The following is a 21,573-nucleotide window of genomic DNA, read 5'->3' as shown; positions in this document are numbered from 1 at the left end:
CGGCGCAGGACATCTTCCGTCCGGCACGGCATGACGCCCTGACCTCGGGTGGAGGGTTCGTGGCTCCACTTCGGACGCAAGGCGTGGTGTTAAATATCGACGCACTTTGAATTCGAGAATGTTACCAAGCCATCTTAAGAAGTGACGTCTATCACTATCGTCTTGCAGATCCGGAATGTAAAAGCACTCTTATCTGGTCGGTTTGGTCGGGCCAGAACCATTCCTATCTTCTGAGTATGGAATCGGTTCGGACCGGCCCTCTCCGAATGGGCCGAATGCCGACCGGAAGGGAGGGGAATCAACCCGTAGAACGCCATGTCATCGCGCGGGGCGACCCGATCGCCGTCGTACACCCGCCCGTCCAACCCGGGCGGTCTGCCTCCCACGCCCACCTGCCCCCAACGAACTGGTGGTCCCTCATGCGCAAAATTCTCCTGCTGGCCCTGGTCGGTCTCGGCGCTCAACTGGTCGACGGCAGTCTCGGCATGGCCTACGGCGTGACCTCGACAACCCTGCTGCTCGCCGTCGGCGTCCACGCCGCCGCCGCCTCCGCCACCGTGCACCTCGCCGAGATCGGCACGACCCTCGCCTCGGGCGCCGCCCACTGGCGATTCGGCAACGTCGACGCCAAGGTCGTCGCGCAGATCGGCATTCCGGGTGCGGTCGGCGCCTTCGCTGGCGCGACCTTCCTGTCCCGCCTCTCCACCGACGCGGCGGCACCGATCATGTCGCTGATCCTGCTCACCCTCGGTAGCTACCTCCTCGTCCGCTTCACCGCCTTCGGGTTGGCCAAGGGCAACGTGGGCAAGCCGTTGCGCAAGCGGTTCCTCGGTCCACTGGGCCTGCTCGCCGGCTTCGTCGACGCCACCGGTGGCGGCGGCTGGGGACCCATCGGCACCCCGGCGATCCTGGCTAGCGGCAGGCTCGAACCACGCAAGGTCATCGGATCGATCGACACCAGCGAGTTCCTGGTCGCCATCGCGGCGAGCCTCGGCTTCCTCGTCGGTATCGGTGCGGAGAACATCAACGTCGGCTGGGTTACCGCGCTGCTCATCGGCGGGGTGGTCGCCGCGCCGGTGGCGGCCTGGCTCGTACGCATGGTCCCGCCCCGGGTGCTCGGCTCCGCGGTCGGCGGCGTGATCGTGCTGACCAACGGCCGAACCCTGCTACGCAGTGACTGGTTCGATGCCCCGACCACCGTCCGTTATGGCTGTTACGCGATCATCTGCGCGATCTGGGCGGCCGCCGTGACGTACTCGATCCGTCAACACCAGCGGGAGCAGCGACAAGTCGTCACGATCAGTAACGGCTGACCGGCCTCGATCCACATGACTGAGAGTGCCGGCACCTCTCGGCCCGTCGTCCGAGGGGTGCCGGCAAGACGGCCGTGGGCGTAAGGTGCAGCCGATGATCGATGATGCCTGGTTGGACGGGCGTCCGTCTCCGTCACCCGTGTTGCGAGGGCTGGCCAGCAACCCGGCGACCCCGGTCGCGGTACTGCTGCGGCTGCTCGATTCGTGGCCGGAGCAGGTGTTCGAGGGGCTACGACGCCGCCGTGAGCTGCCGCCGCCGGTGCGGGACGCGATGCTGCACCACCCCTCGCCCAGGATCCGCGGCGCGCTGGCCGCCCATCCGCAGGTCGACCCTCTGGCGCGGACCGAGTTGTTGGCCGACCCGCAGTGGCGGGTGAGGAAGCGCGCGTTCGGCCAGCCCGGCCAGGAGCCGCTGCCTGACGACGTGCTGGTCGGGTTGTTGACCGAGCTTGACGGCCCACCGCCGGACATGCCGTTCGCCCGCGAGGAGTTGATCGGCGAGTTGTTCGAGGCGACCGGCCGTGACCGGCGTCTGCTCCGACTGGCCGCCGCCCATCCCCGACCCGGAGTACGCCGGTTCGCGGCCAGTTCCCTCGATTGGCTGGACGATCTGTCACGCCGGGCGCTGCTGGAGGACGAGGTGTCCGAGGTGCGGGCCGCCGCCGCGACGTCCGTCGCGCGCGGGCAGAAGGTGATGGAGCCCGGCGATCTGCCGGACCAGCACTGCCACGCATTCTGGTACGTGCTGCAGCGTCCACTGTCCCAGGCGCTGATCGATCAGGTGCTCGCCAGCGGTGACCTGGCGGCCCTGACGGTCCTGGGTGGAAACCCGACCATCCCGCCGGACGTGGTCGAAACGCTGCTGCGTCACCCCGACCCGACGGTTCGGCGGGGAGTCACCGGCCGCGCCGACCTGACTGGCGACCAACTCGTCAGGCTCGCCACCGACCCGGCGGTCGAGGTCCGCACCGCGGTGTCCACCCATCCCGGACTCACCGAGCGGCAGCGGGCCGACATCGACATCGACGTCAGTACCGTGCCGGACGACGGACACTACGGCTCTGCGGACGTCCGGTGCCGTTCGCTGCCATATCCCGACAGCACCCGCCCCGAGCTCGCCGACGCGCTACGGTGGGCCCGGTCGGTCAACCCGCTGCTGCGCCGCCGGGCGGCCCGCAACACCGAGTTGCCGGCGGACCTCGTCCGCATCCTCGCCGAGGACTCCGACCTGGGCGTACGGGTCCTGCTCGCCCAACACCACCCAGCCGCGCCGCCCGCGCTGCTGCTTCGCTGCTACCTGGAGTACCGCTGCTGCGGTCGGGACCGGCTGAGCGAGCTACCGCAGTTCCCCACCGATGGGCTGGCCCGCTTCGCCGACGAACCCGACCCCGCGGTGCGGCGGCTCGTCGCTCTCGACCCACACGCCAGCCCCGCACTCGTCGACCGACTCAGCGCCGACCGGGACGCCGATGTACGACGGGCGATGGCGAGCAGCCCACGCCTCTCAGCACCGCGAATCATCGCCCTTCTCGACGATCCCGACCTGGCCGAAGCCGCCGCAGCCAACCCAGCCCTCCCGGTTGACCAGATGCAGCAGATCCTGGACGGGATGACTGAGGGCTGAGCCCGGAGCACGGACTACGCCGAGGAGGGCAGGGCGTCGAGGCGGGCGCGGACCGACTCGCCCCGGACGTGGTCGAGGTCGGTGAAGATGCTCAGGGCCTGCTGCCACGCCGCCCGCGCGGCGTCCGCGTCCCCCGCGGCGAGGTGGGCGTCGCCCAGGTGGGTGAGGATGTCCGGCTCGTGGACGCGGTGGCCGAGTTCGCGGAACAGTCCGAGGGCCTGCTGGTAACAGTCGATGGCCCGGTCGTGCTGGCCGAGGTGGTGCCAGGCGTGGCCGAGGTTGTCCAAGGTGGCGGCCGTATCGCCGCGGTCGCCCACCCGGTGCAGGAGGGCGAGCGCGCGTTCGCAGTAGTCGACACCGGTGGCGTGGTCGCCGAGCAGTGTGTGGTACCAGCCGACAGCGTTGAGCGCGAACGCCTCGCCGCGTTCGTCGCCGGCCGCGCGGCAGAGCCGGACGGCCCGCTGGGCGTGCTCCAGGGCGTTGGGCAAGTCCTCCCGGTGCTCGTGCAGGTAGGCGAAGAGGCGGTGGATGAACGCCAGCCCGGCCGTGTCGTCGCTGCTCAGGCAGAGGTCGAAGGCGTGGTGCAGGTGCTCCTGCGCGTCGTCCAGCCGATGGAACCGCAGGTCGGTGTGGGCGAGGCCGCGGTGGGCGCCGGCACGCGCAGCCGGGATGCCGAGCCGGTCCGCGCACTCCAGCGCGGTCTGCCAGGCCGTGTCGCGGTCGTACCAGTGCCCGCGTCGTTCGAGGTACGTGTCGAGGGCCCAGGCGAGCTGCCAGGCCGCCCGGTCGAGGCCGGACGCGGCGGCGAGGCGCAGCGCGGCGAGCAGGGTGGGCCGCTCGGTGTGGAACCACTCCATCGCCTGCCACCGGTCGGCCAGGTGTTCCGGGTCGTCGGTGGCCGGCGGCGGGCCCAACGGGAGCGCGATGGCGTCCCGGTGCGGGAGGAGGAGCCGGTTCGCGGCGTGCGCCGCGTGCACGTAGTGCTCGACCAGCCGTGACCGCGCGTCCCGGCGCTCGTCGGGGGCGACTTCCTCGGCGGCGTACGCGCGCAGGAGGTCGTGCAGGGCGTACCGGCCGGGTGCCGGTTCGGCGATCAGGTTGGCGCGGACCAGTTCGGGCAGCAGGCGGCGGGTGGGGGCCGGCGGTTGCCCGGCGAGGCTCGCCACGGCGTGCACGCCGACGTCCGGGCCCGGGTGCAGACTCATCAGGTGGAACAGGCGCCGCGCGTCGGCGCTCAGGGCGGCCTCGGACCACGAGAAGACGGCGCGTACCCGGGTGGTGGGATCGCCGGCGTCCAGGGCGTCGAGGCGGTCGTGCACGTCGTCGAGTTCGGCGGCGATCGCGGTCAGCGGGAACGCCGTCTGCTGCGCGCGGGCGCAGACGATGGCGAGCGCGAGCGGCAGCCGCGCGCAGGCGGTGACGATCTGCTGCACGGCGGCCGGCTCGGCGGCCACCCGGTCGGCGCCGAGGCGGCGGGCCAGCAGGAGCCGGGCCTCGTCGGGGTCGAGGACGTCGACGGCGAGCGGGTGGGCGCCGTGCACGGTCACCAGCGGAGCGAGCCGGTCGCGGCTGGTGACCACGGCGGCCGACGTGGGCGTGCCGGGCAGCAGGAGCCGGACCTGGTCGGCGTCACGGGCATTGTCGAGCACGACGAGGATCCGCTTACCGGCCAGCAGGCTGCGGTAACGCGCCGCCTGCACGTCCGGGTCGGCGGGAATCCGCTCGGGCGGTATGCCGAGGGATTCGAGCAGGCCGCGCAGCGCGGTGGCCGGTCGGACCGGCACCCCGCCGGGGTCGAAGCCGCGCAGGTCGGCGTAGAGCTGGCCATCCGGGAACCGGTGGGCCACCTGGTGCGCCCAGTGCACGGCCAGGGTGGTCTTGCCGACCCCGGCGGTGCCGGAGATCACCGCGAGCACGCCGCCGGCCGCCAGCCCGGTGGGCTCGACCAGCAGTTTGTCGAGGCCGGCCAGGGCATCGGTACGCCCCACGAAGCCGCGGACGTCCGTGGGTAGCTCCGCCGGTACGGGGGCCGGCGTACCGGCGGCCGACGCGGCCCGGGGGAGCGGGCAGGCGCCCTGCAACAGCGCCTGGTGGAGCATCTGGAGGTTCGGTTCCGGATCGACGCCGAGCGCGTCGGCCAGCCGGGTCCGCAGTGCCGCGTATTCCCGTAGCGCGTCGGCGGTGCGCCCGAGCGCGTGCTGGGCCCGCATCAGCGCGGCGGTGAGCGACTCCACGAGCGGGTGTTCCGCCGTCAGCTCGGTCAGCACCCCGATGGTGACGGCCGGGTTGTGCGCACCCAGCTCGGCGTCCGCCCACGCCACCACGGCGTCCAGGTGCTCCCGGGTCCAGCTCTCCCGCATCCGGGCGGCCCAGTCCCCGGCGACGCCGGCCAGCGGTACGCCCCGCCGGAGCCCGATCGCCGCGCGCAGGGTGGCCAGCCGATCCCGGTCGTCACCGGTGTCCCTGGCGTGCAGCAGCAACCGCCGGAACCGGTGCAGGTCGACCAGTTCCTCGTCGATCTCCAGCACGTACCCGCCGGAGCGGTGCACGAGCGGCGGCGGGTCGGCGTCACCGGCCGCCTCGCGCAACACCTGCCGGATCCGGGTGACGTGCGCCCGCAGGCTGCCCCGTGCGTCGGCGGGGGCCTGCTCGCCCCACACCCGATCGACCAGCGCGGCCTGTTCGACGACCCGGCCCGCGTCGACCAGCAACGCCGCCAGCACCGACCGCTGTCGCGGCGGCCCCGGGTCGACCGGTCGTGCCCCGGCGAGGACCTGCACGGGGCCGAGCAGCCGGTATCCGACCGGTTCGGCCCGCTCGTTCACCACGAGACCCGCACAGCATCAGCCACCTTCGGCGTCGCAACGATTCCACAACGGAACGACCCATCGTCGGTTGCCATTCTCTTGGTGCGCGACCGAAACGGCACACGGGGGCTGGAGGTGTTCGGTCGCGCCGAGAGGGAAGGAGGCAACCATGAAGATCGTCGTTCGCACCGTGGAGTCGGTGAAGACCACGCAGTGGCCCGATTCCTGATCAAGCCTGGTGGGCGGCCGTCGCTCCCCCAGGCGGCGGCCGCCCACCCCGGTGGAACCATCCTCGGACCCGGAGGTTTGTCATGCGTGTCGGCCTCAAGCCCTGCGAGTGGGAGCGCGTCCGCGACGGTCTGGTCGTCGTCTGCGACCCGAGCCGCTCGGTGCAGCTCGACGATCCGGACGGACAGGTGCAACGCCTGCTCACCGTGCTGTCCGACCAGCCGGGAACGCTCGCCGAGCTACGCGCCGCCCTGGCCGCCGACGGGGTCGAGGTGAGCACCGACGACCTCAGCGGCGCGCTGGACGCGCTCGACGGCCTTCGGTTGCTGCGGGACCTCGACCGGCCGGTCGACCGCGCCCGGGCCGGCCGGGACTTCAGCAACCTCGCCTTCTTCGAGCTGCACGCGACCCTGGAGACCAGCGAGGCCGACCTGCAACAGCGGGTACGCGACGCCCACGTCCTGCAACTGGGCACGGGCGGGCTCGGCTCCAACGTCCTGCAGAACCTGGCTGGTCTCGGCGTCGGCAGGCTCACCCTGGTCGACGCCGACGAGGTGGAGCCGCGCAATCTCGCCCGGCAGTTCCTCTACCGGGAGACCGACCTCGGCGCCACCAAGGTCGATCGTGCCGCCGACTGGGTGCGCGCCTTCCACTCCGGCATCACCGTCGACGCGGTACGCCGCTGGATCGGCAGCCCCGACGACATCGCGGACCTGCTGCCCGGCGTCGACCTGGTGGTCTCCGGCGTCGACCAGGGCGAACGGATCGACAACTGGGTCAACGAGGCGTGCCTGCGCGCCGGGGTGCCCTGGATCCGGGGCGGCATGATCGGCTCTCAGCTCATCTACTTCTCCGTCGATCCGGGCCGCAGTGCCTGCTACGAGTGCCGGGTCCGCGCCTACGGCGACGGTCGGGGCACCCAGGCGTCGGTGCTGGAGCCGACCGCGATGACCGCGCAGCGGCTCAGCGCCCGCATTCCCCGCCTCAACCGGGCCAACGGGCCGTCGGCCGCGCTGGTCGGGTCCCTCGTGGCGTTCGAGGCGCTGCGCTACTTGACCGGGTACGAACCGCCGTACGCGGCGGGCGCCGAGGTGCTGGTGGACCTCTCCGCGGGTTGCCGACCCAAACGCGAGCCGTGGCCGCGCGACCCGGACTGTGCCACGTGCGCCATGGCCGACGCCCACACCGCCGCCACCGCCTCATGACGGACGCGACGGGCACGGTACGGCTGCGCCCACTGACGGTCGTCGAGGAGGGTACGGACGTCCTCGTCGGCGACCCGGAACGGGGCACCTACGTCGCCATGCCCGCGGTGGGTGGCGTCGTCGTCCGGGCGCTGCTGGAGGGGGCCCCGCTCGCCCAGGCCGCCGAGCGGGGCGAGACGTACGCGGGCGAGCCGGTGGACCTGGACGACTTCGTCGCCGTCCTGACCGAGCTGGGGTTCGTCGACACGGACGAGGCACCCGCGCCGGTGCCGACCGCCGCCGTACAGCAACGTTCCTGGACCGCCGGCCCCCCGGCGGCACTGGTCCGGCCGCTCTTCTCCCGGGTGGCCTGGGCGTTCTACACCGCCGCCGCGATCGGGGTGGTGGTGTGCTTCCTGGTACGCCCGGACCTCTGGCCCCGGCCGACCGATCTCCTGCTGACCGGCGATCTCGGCACCAGCCTGCTGATCATGCTGCCGGTCACGTACGCCCTGGTGGCCGTGCACGAGGCGTGGCACTGGCTGGCCGCGCGCGCGCTGGACCTGCGGACCCGCTTCGGCATCGACCGGCGGCTGTTCTTCCTGGTCTTCGAGACCGACCTGTCGCAACTGTGGAGCGTGCCGCGCCGCCAGCGCTACGGCCCGCAGCTCGCCGGCCTGGCCGTCGACCTGCTGCTGCTCGCGGCGCTGCTGGCCGGACAGCTCGTCCTCGGGCCGGTACGCCCTCTCCCGGCGCTGGTCTTCGTCCTGGTGGCCAGCACGCTCTGGCAGTGCATGGTGTTCCTGCGCACCGACCTGTACGCCGTCCTGGTCACCGCGACCGGGTGCCGTGACCTGTGGCGGGTCAAGTCCCTGCTGCTGCGGCGGGCCTTCGGCCGGCTCGACGAACGGCAGCGCGCCGAGCTGGACCGGGCCGACCCGCACGACGTGCGGGTCGGCACCTGGTTCCGCTGGCTCTGGCTGGCCGGGTGCCTGCTCGCCGCCGGCTACTTCGTGCTGTTCTACCTGCCGCTGCTGCGCTACGTCGCCAGCTGGGCGGCCGACGGGTTCGCCGCCGGGGTGGGCAGCGCACGGCTGTGGTGGGGTCTGGCGACGGCCCTGCTGGTGTACGCGCCGATCGTGGCGACGCTGGTGCTGGCCGCCCGGGCGGTGCGCACCCGAGCGGGACGGTGAGCCCGCTGCCGCACGCGCCGCGGAAGCATCTCGGGCTGGTTCAGGAGGCCCGCGCCCTGCTGAGCGTGGCTCCGGCCGTGGCCAGCCAGTAGGGCGAATGGACGTCGGTCCAGATGGCCACCGCCGCCTCGGCACGGCGTCGGGCGAGGTCCGGTCGTCCGGCAGACAACTGAGCCTCGGCCAGGCAGTGCAACGCGGCCGCCTCGCCCCAGCGGTTCGCGGCGGCACGGTAGACCCAGAGGCATTCGGCGAGTACGCGTCGGCCCTCGATCGCCCTGCCCTGTTTGACGAGGACGTCACCGAGCCAGCACCGGGCGTGCGTCGCGCTCAACTGGTCGCCCAGCGACAGGCTGATCCGCTCGGCGGTGCGGTAGTGCCGTTCGGCGGCGGGGTAGTCGCCGCGCAGCCGGGCGACCTGCCCGAGGCAGCGCCACGCCTGCGCCTGCCCTGGCAGATAGCCGATGGCCACGCTGCGCCGCAGGCTCTCGTCGAACACCGTCACCGCTTCGTCGCGGCGACCCTGCTCCATCAGCGTGACACCAAGGCCGGTCGTCGCGTAGATCAGGCAGTTGTCGTTGCCGGCTGCCTCCGCGAGGTGGATGGCCCTGACGAAATGCTCCTCCGCCTCGGCATACCTGCTCTGCAGGCGGTAGAGGTAGGCCAACCCGGCCGACGTGCTGGCGATGCGTGCCTTGTCGGAGGGGTCAAGCATCTCGATCGCCGCGCGGTAGTGGCGCTCCGCTGCCGGGTAGTCGTCCACGATCGTCGACAGCTCACCCAGGTTGCGCCGCAGGCTGGCCCCGACCGGGCCGTCAGCCACCGATTCCGTCGCGCGGCTGTGCAGGTGCAGCCAGTCGTCGAAGTAGCCCGACAGCTGCATGAATGGCGCGAGAGCCACGATCAGACCAGCTGCGGGCAGCGGCACGGACGGCAGCATGTCTTCGGCGAGCGTCTTGAGGAAGCCGTACTCGTCCCGGAACCAGGCAAGCGGGTCGTCCAACACCGCGTCACGTGTCTGGTCGCTGAACGACCAGGGCGGGGCGGCGAACGGCACCTCGTCGAAGTCCGTGTTGATCCGGACGCCGGCGGCGCACGCCAGGCCCAACGCCCCGCCGAGCATCCGCAGCCTCGCCCGCTCCGTCTGAACCGGTGTGAGGATCTGCGCGGCCTTGTCCCGCGCGAACGCGGCGACCAGGTCGTGCATCCGGTAGCGCGGTGCGGCGTTGTCGGTGTAGCGCACGAACAGCAGATGCAACTCCGCCAGGTCGTCGAGGAGCTTCGTCGCGTCGCCCGGCGAGGTGTCCATCAGCGCCGCGAGTGCCCATGGGGCGACGTCCACCGTGTCGAGCTGCGCCAGATAGGACAGCGCCTCCTGCTGGCTCCTGGACAGCGCCGCATATGTCAGCTCGATGCTGGCGCGTACCGCCACATCGCCCACCGTCAGCTCGTCAAGCTTTCGATGCTCGTCGGCGAGGGCTCTGGCCAGAGCGCCCAACGGCATGTCCGGGCGAGCGGCCAGGCGGGCCCCGGCGATCCACACGGCCAGCGGAAGCCGTTCGCAGCGGTTGACGATCTGGAACGCGGAGGATTGATCCCGGGCGACCCGCTCCTCACCGATCATGCGTTTGACCATCTCCAGCGCCTCCGGCTCGCTGAGCAGTCTCAGCGGCACCCGAAAGCCGTCCAGCCCGGGAAGGACGCTCCGGCTGGTGACGATGGTGGCGGTCTTCGGCCCCGAGGCGATGAGAGCCTCAACATCCCGGCCCGCGGCGGCGTTGTCGAGAACGACGAGCACGCTTCGCTGGGCGAGCAGGCTGCGGTAGAGGTTGATGCGCTCTTCGAGCGCGGCGGGCACCGAGTGGCTGCTGACGCCCAGGGCGCGAAGGAAGACACCGAGAACGTGCCATGAGACGCCCGACTGGGGGTGCGGGCCACGCAGATCGGCGAACAGTTGCCCGTCCGGAAAATGCTCAACGGCCAGTTGCGCCAGCCGGACCGCGAGGGTCGTCTTTCCCACGCCGGCCGGGCCGGTGATCACCACCGTACGCCCGCTCTGCCCGTCGGCGCGCAGAATGTGCCCGGCCCGGGTCAGTGCCGCCTTTCGCCCCACGAACGAGGTCGGCCCACTCGGCAGCAGATACGGTGTGACCAGGTCCGTCCTGCTGGGGACGGCACCGTCGACGGTCTCTCCCTCGACCTCCGACTGAGCCAGCTGACGACGCCGACGTACCCATTCGGCCACCTCGTCCGGCGGCAGATCGCACGCCTCCGCGATGGCGACCACGATGTCCAGGGACGGCAGTGTCCGTCGAGCGAGCGCCGACGCCAGGGTGCTCGCGGGCAGGATCCGCCCTTTCTGCCGAGCCAGCCGGGTCAGATCCCGGAAGGAGCGCCCCGACCAGGCTTTCAGCTGGCGGAGCGCTGCCACGTATTCCTCTGTGGTGGCCGCCGCGCGGGGTACCGGCGCTCGATCTGGCACGGTGAGGAGTGTAACTGGCTCGATTCAATATCTGATCTTGTCGAACGCGTTGGGCGGCTGGCCCACAAGGCCCCCGGCGTGTGTCGTCGTCGGGATCAGACGCCGGGCGGGTCGCCAGCTGCCACCTGATCCGCGCCGACAGTCCCGGCAGGACCGCTTGCCCGCGGATCTCGGCGGCTGAACACTTTCCCGCGCCAGCGGCAATGTCGGGTTGGAGCGCGGACTGTGCCGAGGAGGGCCATGGCTTCGGATGCGGATTTGATAGGCCGGTCGCTGGATGGCGATGTCGACGCCTTCGTCGAGGTGGTCGAGCGTCATGAGGTCGCCGTCGGTTCGTACCTCGCTCGCCGGGCGGGGCGGGATGCGGCCGAGGACCTCCTGGGCGAGGTGTGGGTTGCCGCGTTCGAGTCGCGGCGATCGTACGACCGGTCGTACAACGATGCGCGGCCGTGGCTGTACGGGGTGGCATTGAATCGCTTGCGGCGCTATTGGCGGTCCCGGCCGGCCGAGGATCTGGTCGCGGACGTACCCGACGTGGCTGCCGGATGGGATCCGTGGTCGGCGGTGGACCTCGGCGTGGACGCCCGGGCGGTGCTCCGGTCCGCCCTGACGCGGCTCAAGCCTGAGGAGCGGGAGGTCCTGAGGCTCGTCGCCTGGGAGGACCTGACCGCAGCCGACGCCGCGCGGGCACTCGGCATACCGGCCGGCACCGCGCGGCGACTGCTGAGCCAGGCCAGGACGGCATTGCGCGACGCGCCGGGCGTGTCCGCGCTTCTGAAGGACCGCAACAGCGCGAAGGAGAGACACCGATGACCGACGAGCTCGATCTGGTCGGTGCGTTGGGCAGCGCAGAACCGCTACGCCCGGAGGCGTACCAGCGGGCGCGGGCGGTGCTGCGGGCGGCTGTGGCCGACCCCGGGACCGTGCGGCCGCTGGGCGCGATGTCAGCACAGGACACGACTATGGAGGCGACGTCAACCATGGAAACGGCGACAACTACGCGGGACCACGCATCCAGCCCGGCGCCTCAGCGCCGCCGCCGGATCGGTATCGCGGGCCGTTGGGGTATCGGCGCCGGGGTGGGGGTTGCCGCCGCGGCGGCAGTCGTCGCCGTGGTTCTCAACTCGTCGGCCCCCGGGATCACGGAGGCCGGCCGGGAACCGTCGGCCGCCGCCTCGGGCTCGACCGCCGTCGACGAGTCCGTCCAGCGCGCGCCGCTGATGACCCTGGCCGGGTCCATCCAGACGGTCACCCCCTCGGGGGGAGACGCGTGGCTGGTGAAGGCGACGCAGGTCCACGGCACCAAGACCATGCAAGTCGTCTACACGCTGTACACCGACGGTCACGAGATCTATACGGGCAACAGCGTGCGGGACATCAAGCGTGCGATCGCCCGGCACCAGGACCAGATGACGGACGGCGGCTACGCGCCGCTGCTCAGGGCGGCCGTCGCCGCCGCGGACAGCAGCCCGGCCGACGGCCGGAACCGGATGCTCAAGGCAGCTGGGGATCCGCTGGTGGGCCTCGACCCCGCAGCGCAGAAGGCGGTGTGGGACAAGCAGCAGGAGCACGCCCAGGTGATCGTCAAGCAGAAGGGCGGCACCTACAAGCCGAAGCCGTACAGCCCTCAGGCCGTTGAGCGGCACTTCGACAACGCCCTGTGGACGTACAGCACCGAAGCGCTGTCCGCTGGCGACGGCAACACGCGGGTGCGGGCCGGTGTGCTGCGTCTGCTGTCGACCATCTCTGCGGTCAGCGTCGAGAACTCGACCACCCAGGGCAGGGCCACGCTGACGATCACCGCTGGTCCCGAGGTGTTCGGCGGCGAGGGCAGCGAGGTGCTGACCATCGACGCCACGACCGGCATGCTGGTCAGGGACGTATCCACCGTGCCGGGCCTGCCCCGGGCCGTCACGACGTACGAATCCTCCCGCGTGACGAAGGCCGGCCTGTAGGCCGGAAACCTCCACCAACCAGCAGTCCGACAGGCGGGCGTGACGCGGATGCGCCCAGCGTTCGGCAACGGTGCGGGCCGCCCCCGAGCGGCCCGCACCCGGTGACCGCGAGTGCCGCGACGGCACGTGGCGTCAGCGGAAGGCGCCGATGTTGCGCGTGGCCCAGGCGGCGAAGGGGCGTGGTGATCGGCCGAGGATGTCGGCCACGTCGGGGCTGATGCGCTGCTCACGTTCGGTCGGCGCGCCGAGGATCGCCAGCGTGCCCTCGACCACCGGTGGTGGCATGAACCGCAGCATCTGTTCGCGGGCTTCGTCTGGCGTCTGGTCCACGAAGCCGATCGGCTCGCCGAGCGCGGCGGCGAGATCGGCGACCCGTTCGCGCGGCGTACTCAGGGCAGGGCCGGTCAGCTCGTAGGTGCGGCCAGCATGTGCCTGGTCGACCAGGGCGACGGCCGCCACCTCGGCGATGTCGTCCGGGTCGATCGACGGCAGGCCGACGTCGCCGAACGGCGCGGCGACCATGCGGTTGTCCCGGACCGGTTCGGCCCAGGCAAGGGCGTTGGAGGCGAAGCCCCCGGGACGCAGGATCGTCCAGCCGAGGCCGGAGTTGCGGACGAGGTCCTCGGCGGCGCGCAGTGGCGCGTGCGCGGGCGACTCCGGCCGGGTGCCCGCCGCTTGCGAGGACTGCAACACGATGCGCTCCACGCCTGCGGTCGCGGCGACCCGTAGGATCTCGCGCATGTCGAGATGAGCTCCAGCGCCTTCCACGAGCAGGAACAGCGCCTCGGCGCCCGCGAGCGCCGGGCGAAGGCTCTCCGGCTGCTCAAGGTCCGCGCGGTGGTGGCGAACCCCGTCCGGTACGACGAGTGGGCGTCGTCCCCGGGACACCGCCGTCACAGCCTTGCCCGATGCCGCGAGGGTCGACGAGAGCGTGCGGCCGACGTTTCCGGTGGCTCCTACCACGACAAACATGTCTCTGTCTCCAGCTCCGCCGTGTCGTTCGCACGGCTGGATGGAGACGCTAGTAGCGTTGGCATAGTAGGTACCTAGAGGATAGTAATGGGTTTGTGGCGGAGGGCACATGAAGAAGTCGGCAGATCCCGAGCTGGCCTGTCCGGTCGCGCCGGTCGTCGACATCGTGTTCAGTCGATGGGCTACGCCTATCCTGTGGGCTCTGCACGAATGCGGTCGACAGCGCTTTGTGGAGCTTCAGCGTCGGCTGCCCAGCATCACGCCGAAGGTTCTCACGCAGCGGCTGCGGCAACTCGAGCGCGACGGGCTCGTGGCGCGCACCTACCACGCCGAGGTGCCTCCTCGGGTCGAGTACGAGATCACCGAGTTGGGCGGCAGTCTCGGCCCGCTCTTCGCGCACCTGAGCACCTGGGCCGATGCCCACCTGGCAGAGGTGGAGCGAGCGCGGCACTCCTACGACGTCGGACAGTGAGCCCGCAGGGTTTCAGCTGGTGGTAGAACGGGGTGTGGAGATCGGGCAGCTGAGCCAGGCGTTGGATGAGATCTTCGACGGCGCGGTCGTGCACCACGGCTACACCGACTACATGCGCGATTACGAGGTCATCGTCTACGTCACCGCTGACCCACGTACCGGCCAACCGCCCGCCCATCTTCGCTACCTCTTCACCCACTGCGTCGTAGCCGAGGTGCGGACCGCCCTGAGTCCCGACACCTGGCGGCGCTCCCTCGACGGCCGGCTGACCGACCCGGAGGTCGGTCCGGACCTGGACGGTTTCGTGTGGGCAGTGCGCTGGCAGCCGCTCTATCCGGGTGCGACGGTTGTGCCGGAGTCCGAGCGTGCACGGTCGTGGGCCGACAAGGTCGGCATCCCGTTTCACGAGGTCCGCTTCGAGCTGAACGCTCACGCCATCGCTCTCGTCTTCAACGACCTTGAGGTGACGGAAGTGGGGGAGGGCTACGCGCCCTTCACCGTCGCCAAGGACGACTGAGCGCCGGCCGACGCGGGCCCGGACCACGCCGAGCGTGGGCCGCCTCCCCGTACAGGGGCGAACTAGCCTGCGGATTCGGCCGACTGGCGCTCGGCAGTGATCCGGAGAAGTCCTTCGACGCCGCGGAGGAAGGTCTCGGACACCAACGCGGGGTCGAAAAGGCATCCGGCTGCCATGGCACCGTCGCGGAGCATGACGAAGTGGCGCGCGGCGGACTCCGCCGTCTCCTCCTCGACCCGCGCCATCAGCGTGGTGAGTGTGTCCAGGAACCACTGCCGGTGGGCGATGATCTCCTGACGCACGGGATGCGCCGCGTCCGGATACTCCGCCGCCGCGTTCAGGAACGCGCAGCCACGGAACCCCGGGGACTGGATGTGCTCGGCAATGAAGGTGGCAATGGCCAGCAGTGGGGCGACCGGCCGTGGCTCGGTGGTGATGACCGCGTCGACCGCGCCGCGATCCATCTCATGGATCTCCCGCAGGTAGGCGAGGATGAGATCGTCCTTGCTGGGGAAGTGCCGGTAGAAGGTGGCCCGGGTCACCTTCGCCTCGGCGATGATCCGATCTACGCCGACGGAGTGGATGCCCTCCGAGTAGAAGATCCTGGTCGCCGTGGCAAGGAGCCGTTGGCGCGCCTCCGAGGGTCGGGTACCGGGTGCGGTGGGCGTCATCTCACCATCGTAGCGGATAGAACGTTCGGTCTTGACGATGTGGGTTCGGCGTGTCAGTCTGAAGCAAGACAGAACGATCGGTCTACCTAACCCCTCCGCCGAAAGGGTCACCCGTGACCACCATTGCTGCTTCGCCCGGCATCTCCCAGACGGCTTCCGCGCTGCGGCGGCTGTACTTCGTCCGCTTCGCATTCGCCATCGTCTGGGCGGGCCTGACGATCGCCACCGCCAAGGAGATCGGTCCGCTCGCGGTGGCGCTGTTCGTGCTCTACCCGCTGTTCGACGTGGGCGCGGCCAGCTACGACCTCCGTTCGTCCCGGGCCACCGGCTCACCGGCTCTGCTGTACGTGAACATCGCGGTAAGCCTGCTCACGGCGGTCGGCGTGGGTCTCGCCAGCGCGTCCGGCATCCCCGCCGTTCTGCGGGTGTGGGGCGCCTGGGCGATCGTCGCCGGTCTGGTCCAGTTGATCGTCGGTGTCACCCGTCGGAAGATGGGCGGCCAGTGGCCGATGATCATCAGCGGCGGTATCTCGGTGCTGGCTGGTGGGTCCTTCATCGCCGGCGCCGCCGCGGATCACCCCTCATTGACCAACGCTGCCGGCTACGCCATTCCCGGCGCCATCTTCTTCCTCATCGCGGCCATCCGCCTCGGCCGTACCGCGAAGGACAACTGACATGACAATTTTCGAGTACGACGTCGTCGTTATCGGTGCCGGCCCGGTCGGGGAGAACGTTGCCGATCGGGTCGTGCGGGGCGGGCTGACCGCCGCGATCGTCGAGCGGGAGTTGGTCGGCGGTGAATGCTCGTACTGGGCCTGCATGCCGACCAAGGCGTTGCTGCGCAGCGCGTCCGCGTTGCGTGCGGTTCGCCAACTGCCGGGCGCGCGGGAGGCGGTGACGGGGGACCTGGACGCGGCGGCGGTCCTGGGCCGGCGGGACTCCTTCGCGTCCCATTGGCAGGACGACGGTCAGGTTGCCTGGCTGGCGTCGGCGGGCATCGCGCTGCACCGGGGTCAGGGGCGGATCAGCTCCGCCCGCGTCGTCGACGTGACCGGCGTCGACGGTGTCACGACGACGCTGACCGCGCGGCACGCCGTGGTGGTCGCGACCGGCAGCAGTGCCCTGGTGCCGGACATCCCGGGGCTGCGCGAGTCGTCGCCATGGTCCAGCCGCGAGGCCGCTTCGGCCAGTTCGGTTCCCGGTCGGCTCGCCATCATCGGTGGTGGCGTCGTGGCAGCCGAGATGGCGACAGCCTTCACCGCCCTGGGGTCTGCGGTGACGGTACTGGCCCGCGACGGCCTGTTGCCGTCGGCGGAGCCGTTCGCCGGTGAGTTGGTCACCGAGTCGTTGCGCGAGGCCGGTGTGTCCGTACGCCTCGGCGCGGAGGCCGTCGCCGTCGACCGCGACGGCAGCGGAGCCGTTCAGGTCGAGACCGCCTCCGGCGAGCGGATCGAAGCTGACGAGGTGCTGGTGGCGGTCGGTCGCACGCCCAACACTCAGGACATCGGCCTCGACCGGGTCGGGCTGGCGCCGGGTGCCTGGCTGGCGGTCGACGACACCCTGCGCGTCGTCGGCGGCGGCGAGTGGCTCTATGCGGCGGGCGACGTGAACCGGCGGGTGCTGCTCACCCATCAGGGCAAGTACCAGGCGCGGGCGGTGGGCGACGTGATCGTGGCCCGGGCGAAGGGTGAAGAGGTCGAGGACGGCCGGTGGGGTCGGCACGTGGCGACGGCCGACGAGCGTGCGGTGCCGCAGGTGGTCTTCACCGACCCGGAGATCGCGTCGGTGGGCCTGACCGCGGCCGCGGCCGAGGCCGCCGGGCTGCGGATCCGGGTCGTGGACTACGACCTGGGGGCCGTCGCCGGAGCTTCGCTGCACGCCGATGGCTACCGGGGACACGCCCGGATGGTCGTCGACGAGGACCGCAAGGTGATCGTCGGCTGCACGCTCGCCGGCCCGGACGTCGCCGAACTGATCCACGCCGCGACCATCGCCATCGTCGGCGAGGTCCCGTTGGACCGGCTGTGGCACGCGGTTCCGGCCTACCCGACCGTCAGCGAGGTGTGGCTGCGGCTGTTGGAGACCTACGGCCGCTGAACTCCGGTCAACCGTCCGTTCCACCGTGAGGAGAGTCCCGTGCCTACCAAGTTCAGACGTCTTCGGCACTCTCGCGGCGGCGCAGGTCACGTTCCGGGGGGCTGTTCTCGGACATCGAGCAGGCGTAGGCATTGCCAGCTCCCCGGGCGTGGGCAGAGACGACGCCTACGCCCGGGGCTGCTCACGCGCCGGTCATCCGACGAGGGTGGCGACGGCGCGGCCGGCCTGACGGCCGGAGAAGAGACAGCCGCCCAGGAAGGTGCCCTCCAGCGCGCGGTAGCCGTGCATGCCGCCACCACCGAATCCGCTGGCCTCGCCAGCGGCGTAGAGCCCGGGCACCGGCTGGCCGGCGCCGTCCAGCACCCGACCGTCGAGGTCGGTGTGCAGGCCGCCCAGGGTCTTGCGGGTGAGCACATGCAGACGTACGGCGATCAGCGGCCCGGCTTTCGGGTCGAGGAACCGGTGCGGTGCGGCGGTCCGCAGGAGCCGGTCGCCCCGGTAGTTCCGGAAGTTGCGGATGGCGGCGATCTGCATGTCCTTGGTGAAGCTGTTGGCCAGCTCCCGGTCCCGTGCCTCGATCGTGCGCTGGATGTCGAGCGGGTCCAGCAGCGGCTCGTCGGTGAGCGCGTTCATGCCCTTCACCAGCTCGTCCAGCCGGTTGGCCACGACGAAATCGGCGCCCTGCCGCTTGAATGCCTCCACCGGTGCCGGTGCGCCGGCACGCAGGCGGCCGAGTACCTGTTTGACGCTCCGACCGGTCAGGTCCGGGTTCTGCTCGGAGCCGGAGAGCGCGAACTCCTTCTCGATGACCTTCTGGGTGAGGATGAACCAGCTGTGGTCGTGGCCGGTCGTGCGCAGGTGGGCGAGCGTGCCGAGGGTGTCGAATCCGGGATAGAGCGGCACCGGCAGCCGTCGTCCGCGCGCGTCGAGCCAGACGGAGGACGGCCCGGGCAGGATCCGGATGCCGTGCGCGTCCCAGACCGGGTTCCAGTTCTGGATGCCCTCGACGTAGTGCCACATCCGGTCGGGGTTGATCACGGCGCCGCCGGCGTCCTGCGTGATGGTCAGCATGCGGCCGTCCACGTGGGCGGGCACGCCGCTGATCATGTGGGTGGGCGGCGTACCGAGCCGTGCCGGCCAGTTACGGCGGACCAGGTCGTGGTTGCCGCCGATGCCGCCGGAGGTGACGATGACGGCCTGCGCGGTGTAGGCGAAGTCGCCGATCTCCTCCCGCGAGCTGGCGGTGCCGCGGGCGACCTCGCTGGGCTCCAAGACCCGGCCGGTGGCACCCACCACCGCGCCGTCACTGATGGTCAGTGCGTCGACCCGGTGCCGGAAGGCGAACCGGACGAGGCCGCGTCCGGCAGCCTCCCGCACGATCGCGATGAAGGGTTCGAGCAGGCCCGGTCCGGTACCCCAGGTGATGTGGAACCGGGGCACCGAGTTGCCGTGGCCGGTGGCGTCGTAACCTCCGCGTTCGGCCCAGCCGACGATCGGGAACAGCTTGACGCCGAGACGCCGCAGCCACGCGCGTTTCTCGCCGGCGGCGAAATCGACGTACGCCTCGGCCCAGCGCCGTGGCCACGCGTCCTCCGGGCGGTCGAACCCGGCGCTGCCCTGCCAGTCCTGCCAGGCGAGTTCGCTCGAGTCGCGGATGCCCATCCGGCGCTGTTCGGGCGAATCGACCAGGAACAGCCCGCCGAACGACCAGAACGCCTGGCCGCCGAGGCTCTGCTCGGGCTCCTGGTCGAGCAGCAGGACGGATCGACCGGCGGTGACGAGTTCGGCGGTGGCCACCAGTCCGGCGAGGCCCGCGCCGATCACCATCACGTCCGCGTCCGCTGTCCTGGTGGTCATGCCGGCTCCTTCGGTTCGCTGAGCGGGTGGGCCGGCCGGCCATCGAGGGCGGCGACGAGTTCCTTGGCGCCCTCCATTCCCGCGGCCAGCCGGGCCTCGGCAGTCTGCCCGGCCGGGTGCGAGAAGACAGTGATGGGGGCCACGTCGCGCGGGATGCTGTCGGCGGGCGCGGTCGGTCGTCGACGAGGCCGACTCTGACAACTGGCCTTCGAGGGCCCGGCTCGTCCTGGTGGGCGAGGCGCTGGAGCCAGTCCTGCAGGAGTGCGGTCTCGACGGGGCGGAGCGGGACGACGCGCGCGGGTTCAGTACGGCTGGCCGCACACCTTCCAGGCGTCATCCTCCTTCACCAACGTGAACAGGTGCCGGTCGGTGAAGCCGCTGTCCAGGGTCAGGGCCATGCTCACCGTCGCGGACGTGCGCGGTTGGGGCATCTGGTACGGGTGGGTCATGGGTACGGACGGTAGGGGATGCGAGAAATCCTCGACGCCCGATGCCCGACTTCGTCGTCCCGTTCGCCGCCGCGCGGAAGCTGCTCCAAACTGCGCGGGAATCGCGTTTCCCGTCTTGGTGGCCGCGCCATAGACTCCGCCGGTGCTTGAGGTGTCGGGGGATTTCGAGATCCACATTACGGCCTACGCCCATCACGCCGAGAAGCTGTCAGCGTTCGCTGCCCGACACGACGTGAAGTTCGTCCATATCGTGCTCGATCGTGGCGCGCACGTCTCCCAACCGATGCTCACCCTGACCGGCCGAGGCACCCTGACCGACCAGCTCGACGCGGTCCGGCAGTGGCGGCGCGAACTGCGCGGGGCAGGGATCCACCCGTGCCGTTCGAAGATCGAGGCGGCGCCGTGGTGCGTCGGCGTACCGCAGTCGGACGAGCAGGCGGCGGTCGAGCCCAGCGGCCGATACTTCGAGCACCACGTCAAACTGCTGCTTCCCAGTACGGCGGTGGCGGATCTGATGGCTCTCACCGACCTGGTCGCCCCGCACGGGGCACGGCTGTCCCGTAACGCTCGCCGGGAGCTGGTGGACGGCGCGCAGGAACGGTTCGTCAACCAGCGATGTCACGGCGTCGGGCTCGCCACGGCCGGGCGGCAGCTGGACCAGCTCGTCGCGACCCTCCGGGCCGCCGGCCACGAGCCCACAGCGGTGGAACAGGAGTACGTCGTCTTCGACAGCGACCTGCACCACGACCACGGTTGGCTGGAGTCCCCCACGCCGAGGGCGGGCGGTTGGGCGCGCGAGCGTGAGAACACAATGAGGTCCGCGCCGGCCGGCTCGCCGGACTACCCGCCGACCTACCGGCCGCTACCCGTCAACCCAGGGGTGCGTCAGAAGGCGGCGTTCGACCCTGCTCTGCGGCAGTACCCGAACGCCTACCACGCCGGAGAGCCCGACTTCGTCGTGGCGGCCACCGGCCAGCTGTGGACCGCCGCCCGGCGTACCGCCATGAATCACGTCCTGGCGGCTATCGCCACGACAACCTGGCGTCAGCACCTGGTCCTGCGTGGCAGCGTCACCATGGCGACCTGGGTCGGCGACGCCGCCCGCGAGCCGGGCGACCTCGACTTCGTCGTCACACCGCACACCATCGCCAGCGACGGCACCGAGGCTCGCACGCTGCTTGACGACATCAAGACCGCCGTGCGAACCGCACCCGGTGCCGGCCTGCAACCAGACCTGATCACCGAGGCCGCCATCTGGACGTATGAACGAGCTGACGGACGCCGCCTCGTGATCCCGTTCAGCACGCCGGAGGCACCGGACGGCCACGTACAGGTCGACGTCGTCTTCGGTGAAGAGCTTCCCCTCCCACCCGAGGCGCTGACACTGCCTGGCGTCGACGAGCCGGTGCTGGCCGCGCCCGCCTCGCTGGCGCTGGCGTGGAAGCTGCTGTGGCTGGCCACCGACATGTACCCGCAAGGCAAGGACCTGTACGACGCGGTCCTACTCGCCGAACACACCACCGTCGACCGAGCCCTCGTCCGCCAGCTCATGCGTCCCGAACTCGGCGCGGAAGCCGGTGACTTCAGTGCCGAAACCGTCCTGTCCTGGGTGGTCGACTGGGTCAACTTCACCGACGGGTGTCCCGGCATCACCGGCACCGCCGAGCAATGGACCAGGCGGCTTGCGCTGGCCCTCGATCGCGCCTGGGCCTGACAACCGTGCCAGACGCGGAGCGTCCAGCGGCGGCAGGGCAT

The 21,573-nt window shown here is 71.0% G+C and carries 18 protein-coding genes; 11 read left to right on the top strand and 7 right to left on the bottom strand.

Annotated features, from left to right (window positions below; genetic code table 11):
• Positions 1-419: 419 nt before the first annotated feature.
• Together ACN269_RS08425 and ACN269_RS08420 are read left to right on the top strand one after the other, a co-directional pair.
• Positions 420-1,313 carry a sulfite exporter TauE/SafE family protein gene (locus ACN269_RS08425; RefSeq protein ID WP_421471901.1) on the top strand — a complete coding sequence of 298 codons (894 nt, stop codon included), beginning with the start codon at positions 420-422 and terminating at the stop codon, positions 1,311-1,313.
• 94 nt (positions 1,314-1,407) lie between these two features.
• Positions 1,408-2,937: a hypothetical protein gene (locus ACN269_RS08420; RefSeq protein WP_421471900.1), complete on the top strand. Its 1,530-nt coding sequence runs from the start codon at positions 1,408-1,410 to the stop codon at positions 2,935-2,937.
• Between the two features lie 14 nt (positions 2,938-2,951).
• Here the strand turns inward: ACN269_RS08420 and ACN269_RS08415 are convergent, their stop codons facing one another.
• Positions 2,952-5,762, bottom strand: a complete 2,811-nt coding sequence (locus ACN269_RS08415) for a BTAD domain-containing putative transcriptional regulator (protein ID WP_421471899.1) — start codon at positions 5,760-5,762, stop codon at positions 2,952-2,954.
• Between the two features lie 293 nt (positions 5,763-6,055).
• On the opposite strand from ACN269_RS08415, the gene ACN269_RS08410 reads away from it, so the two are divergent.
• Together ACN269_RS08410 and ACN269_RS08405 are read left to right on the top strand one after the other, a co-directional pair.
• Positions 6,056-7,177, top strand: coding sequence for a HesA/MoeB/ThiF family protein (locus tag ACN269_RS08410; protein ID WP_421471898.1), 1,122 nt, complete (start codon positions 6,056-6,058; stop codon positions 7,175-7,177).
• Positions 7,174-8,349 (top strand): hypothetical protein, encoded by a 1,176-nt coding sequence (locus ACN269_RS08405; protein ID WP_421471897.1) that lies wholly within the window; start codon positions 7,174-7,176, stop codon positions 8,347-8,349. Before ACN269_RS08410 ends, ACN269_RS08405 begins: the two co-directional genes overlap by 4 nt.
• A gap of 40 nt (positions 8,350-8,389) precedes the next feature.
• On the opposite strand, the gene ACN269_RS08400 is transcribed toward ACN269_RS08405, so the two are convergent.
• On the bottom strand, positions 8,390-10,828 hold the full coding sequence (locus ACN269_RS08400; protein WP_421471896.1) for a tetratricopeptide repeat protein: 2,439 nt from the start codon (positions 10,826-10,828) through the stop codon (positions 8,390-8,392).
• Between the two features lie 240 nt (positions 10,829-11,068).
• Here ACN269_RS08400 and ACN269_RS08395 point away from each other — a divergent pair, with 240 nt between their 5' ends.
• Both ACN269_RS08395 and ACN269_RS08390 read left to right on the top strand, forming a co-directional pair.
• The gene (locus ACN269_RS08395) at positions 11,069-11,641 is read left to right on the top strand and encodes an RNA polymerase sigma factor (protein WP_421471895.1); all 573 of its coding nucleotides are present in this window, start codon (positions 11,069-11,071) and stop codon (positions 11,639-11,641) included.
• Positions 11,638-12,783, top strand: coding sequence for a hypothetical protein (locus ACN269_RS08390; protein WP_421471894.1), 1,146 nt, complete (start codon positions 11,638-11,640; stop codon positions 12,781-12,783). Before ACN269_RS08395 ends, ACN269_RS08390 begins: the two co-directional genes overlap by 4 nt.
• 132 nt (positions 12,784-12,915) lie before the next feature.
• Here ACN269_RS08390 and ACN269_RS08385 read toward each other — a convergent pair whose 3' ends face one another.
• On the bottom strand, positions 12,916-13,755 hold the full coding sequence (locus tag ACN269_RS08385) for an NAD(P)H-binding protein (protein ID WP_421471893.1): 840 nt from the start codon (positions 13,753-13,755) through the stop codon (positions 12,916-12,918).
• A gap of 109 nt (positions 13,756-13,864) precedes the next feature.
• Here ACN269_RS08385 and ACN269_RS08380 point away from each other — a divergent pair, with 109 nt between their 5' ends.
• Both ACN269_RS08380 and ACN269_RS08375 read left to right on the top strand, forming a co-directional pair.
• Positions 13,865-14,227 carry a winged helix-turn-helix transcriptional regulator gene (locus ACN269_RS08380; protein WP_421471892.1) on the top strand — a complete coding sequence of 121 codons (363 nt, stop codon included), beginning with the start codon at positions 13,865-13,867 and terminating at the stop codon, positions 14,225-14,227.
• 34 nt (positions 14,228-14,261) lie between these two features.
• The gene (locus ACN269_RS08375; protein WP_421476228.1) at positions 14,262-14,744 is read left to right on the top strand and encodes a HalD/BesD family halogenase; all 483 of its coding nucleotides are present in this window, start codon (positions 14,262-14,264) and stop codon (positions 14,742-14,744) included.
• Positions 14,745-14,806: 62 nt separating this feature from the next.
• Here the strand turns inward: ACN269_RS08375 and ACN269_RS08370 are convergent, their stop codons facing one another.
• Positions 14,807-15,415, bottom strand: coding sequence for a TetR/AcrR family transcriptional regulator (locus ACN269_RS08370; RefSeq protein WP_421471891.1), 609 nt, complete (start codon positions 15,413-15,415; stop codon positions 14,807-14,809).
• A 113-nt stretch (positions 15,416-15,528) separates the two neighbouring features.
• On the opposite strand from ACN269_RS08370, the gene ACN269_RS08365 reads away from it, so the two are divergent.
• Positions 15,529-16,089, top strand: a complete 561-nt coding sequence (locus tag ACN269_RS08365) for a hypothetical protein (RefSeq protein ID WP_421471890.1) — start codon at positions 15,529-15,531, stop codon at positions 16,087-16,089.
• Between the two features lies 1 nt (position 16,090).
• The gene (locus tag ACN269_RS08360) at positions 16,091-17,512 is read left to right on the top strand and encodes a dihydrolipoyl dehydrogenase family protein (protein ID WP_421471889.1); all 1,422 of its coding nucleotides are present in this window, start codon (positions 16,091-16,093) and stop codon (positions 17,510-17,512) included.
• Between the two features lie 192 nt (positions 17,513-17,704).
• Here ACN269_RS08360 and ACN269_RS08355 read toward each other — a convergent pair whose 3' ends face one another.
• The 3 genes from ACN269_RS08355 to ACN269_RS08345 form a co-directional block, all read right to left on the bottom strand.
• Entirely contained in the window at positions 17,705-19,369 is a 1,665-nt protein-coding gene (locus ACN269_RS08355; RefSeq protein WP_421471888.1) for an FAD-binding dehydrogenase, read from the bottom strand.
• On the bottom strand, positions 19,366-19,512 hold the full coding sequence (locus ACN269_RS08350; RefSeq protein WP_421471887.1) for a hypothetical protein: 147 nt from the start codon (positions 19,510-19,512) through the stop codon (positions 19,366-19,368). Before ACN269_RS08350 ends, ACN269_RS08355 begins: the two co-directional genes overlap by 4 nt.
• Before the next feature lie 159 nt (positions 19,513-19,671).
• Positions 19,672-19,818: a hypothetical protein gene (locus ACN269_RS08345; RefSeq protein ID WP_421471886.1), complete on the bottom strand. Its 147-nt coding sequence runs from the start codon at positions 19,816-19,818 to the stop codon at positions 19,672-19,674.
• A gap of 142 nt (positions 19,819-19,960) precedes the next feature.
• Here ACN269_RS08345 and ACN269_RS08340 point away from each other — a divergent pair, with 142 nt between their 5' ends.
• Positions 19,961-21,532: a nucleotidyl transferase AbiEii/AbiGii toxin family protein gene (locus ACN269_RS08340; protein WP_421471885.1), complete on the top strand. Its 1,572-nt coding sequence runs from the start codon at positions 19,961-19,963 to the stop codon at positions 21,530-21,532.
• Positions 21,533-21,573: the final 41 nt, after the last annotated feature.

The organism is Micromonospora sp. WMMD736, from assembly GCF_049179015.1.
Lineage (GTDB): Bacteria > Actinomycetota > Actinomycetes > Mycobacteriales > Micromonosporaceae > Micromonospora.
This window is presented reverse-complemented; position numbering and strand designations above follow the sequence as displayed.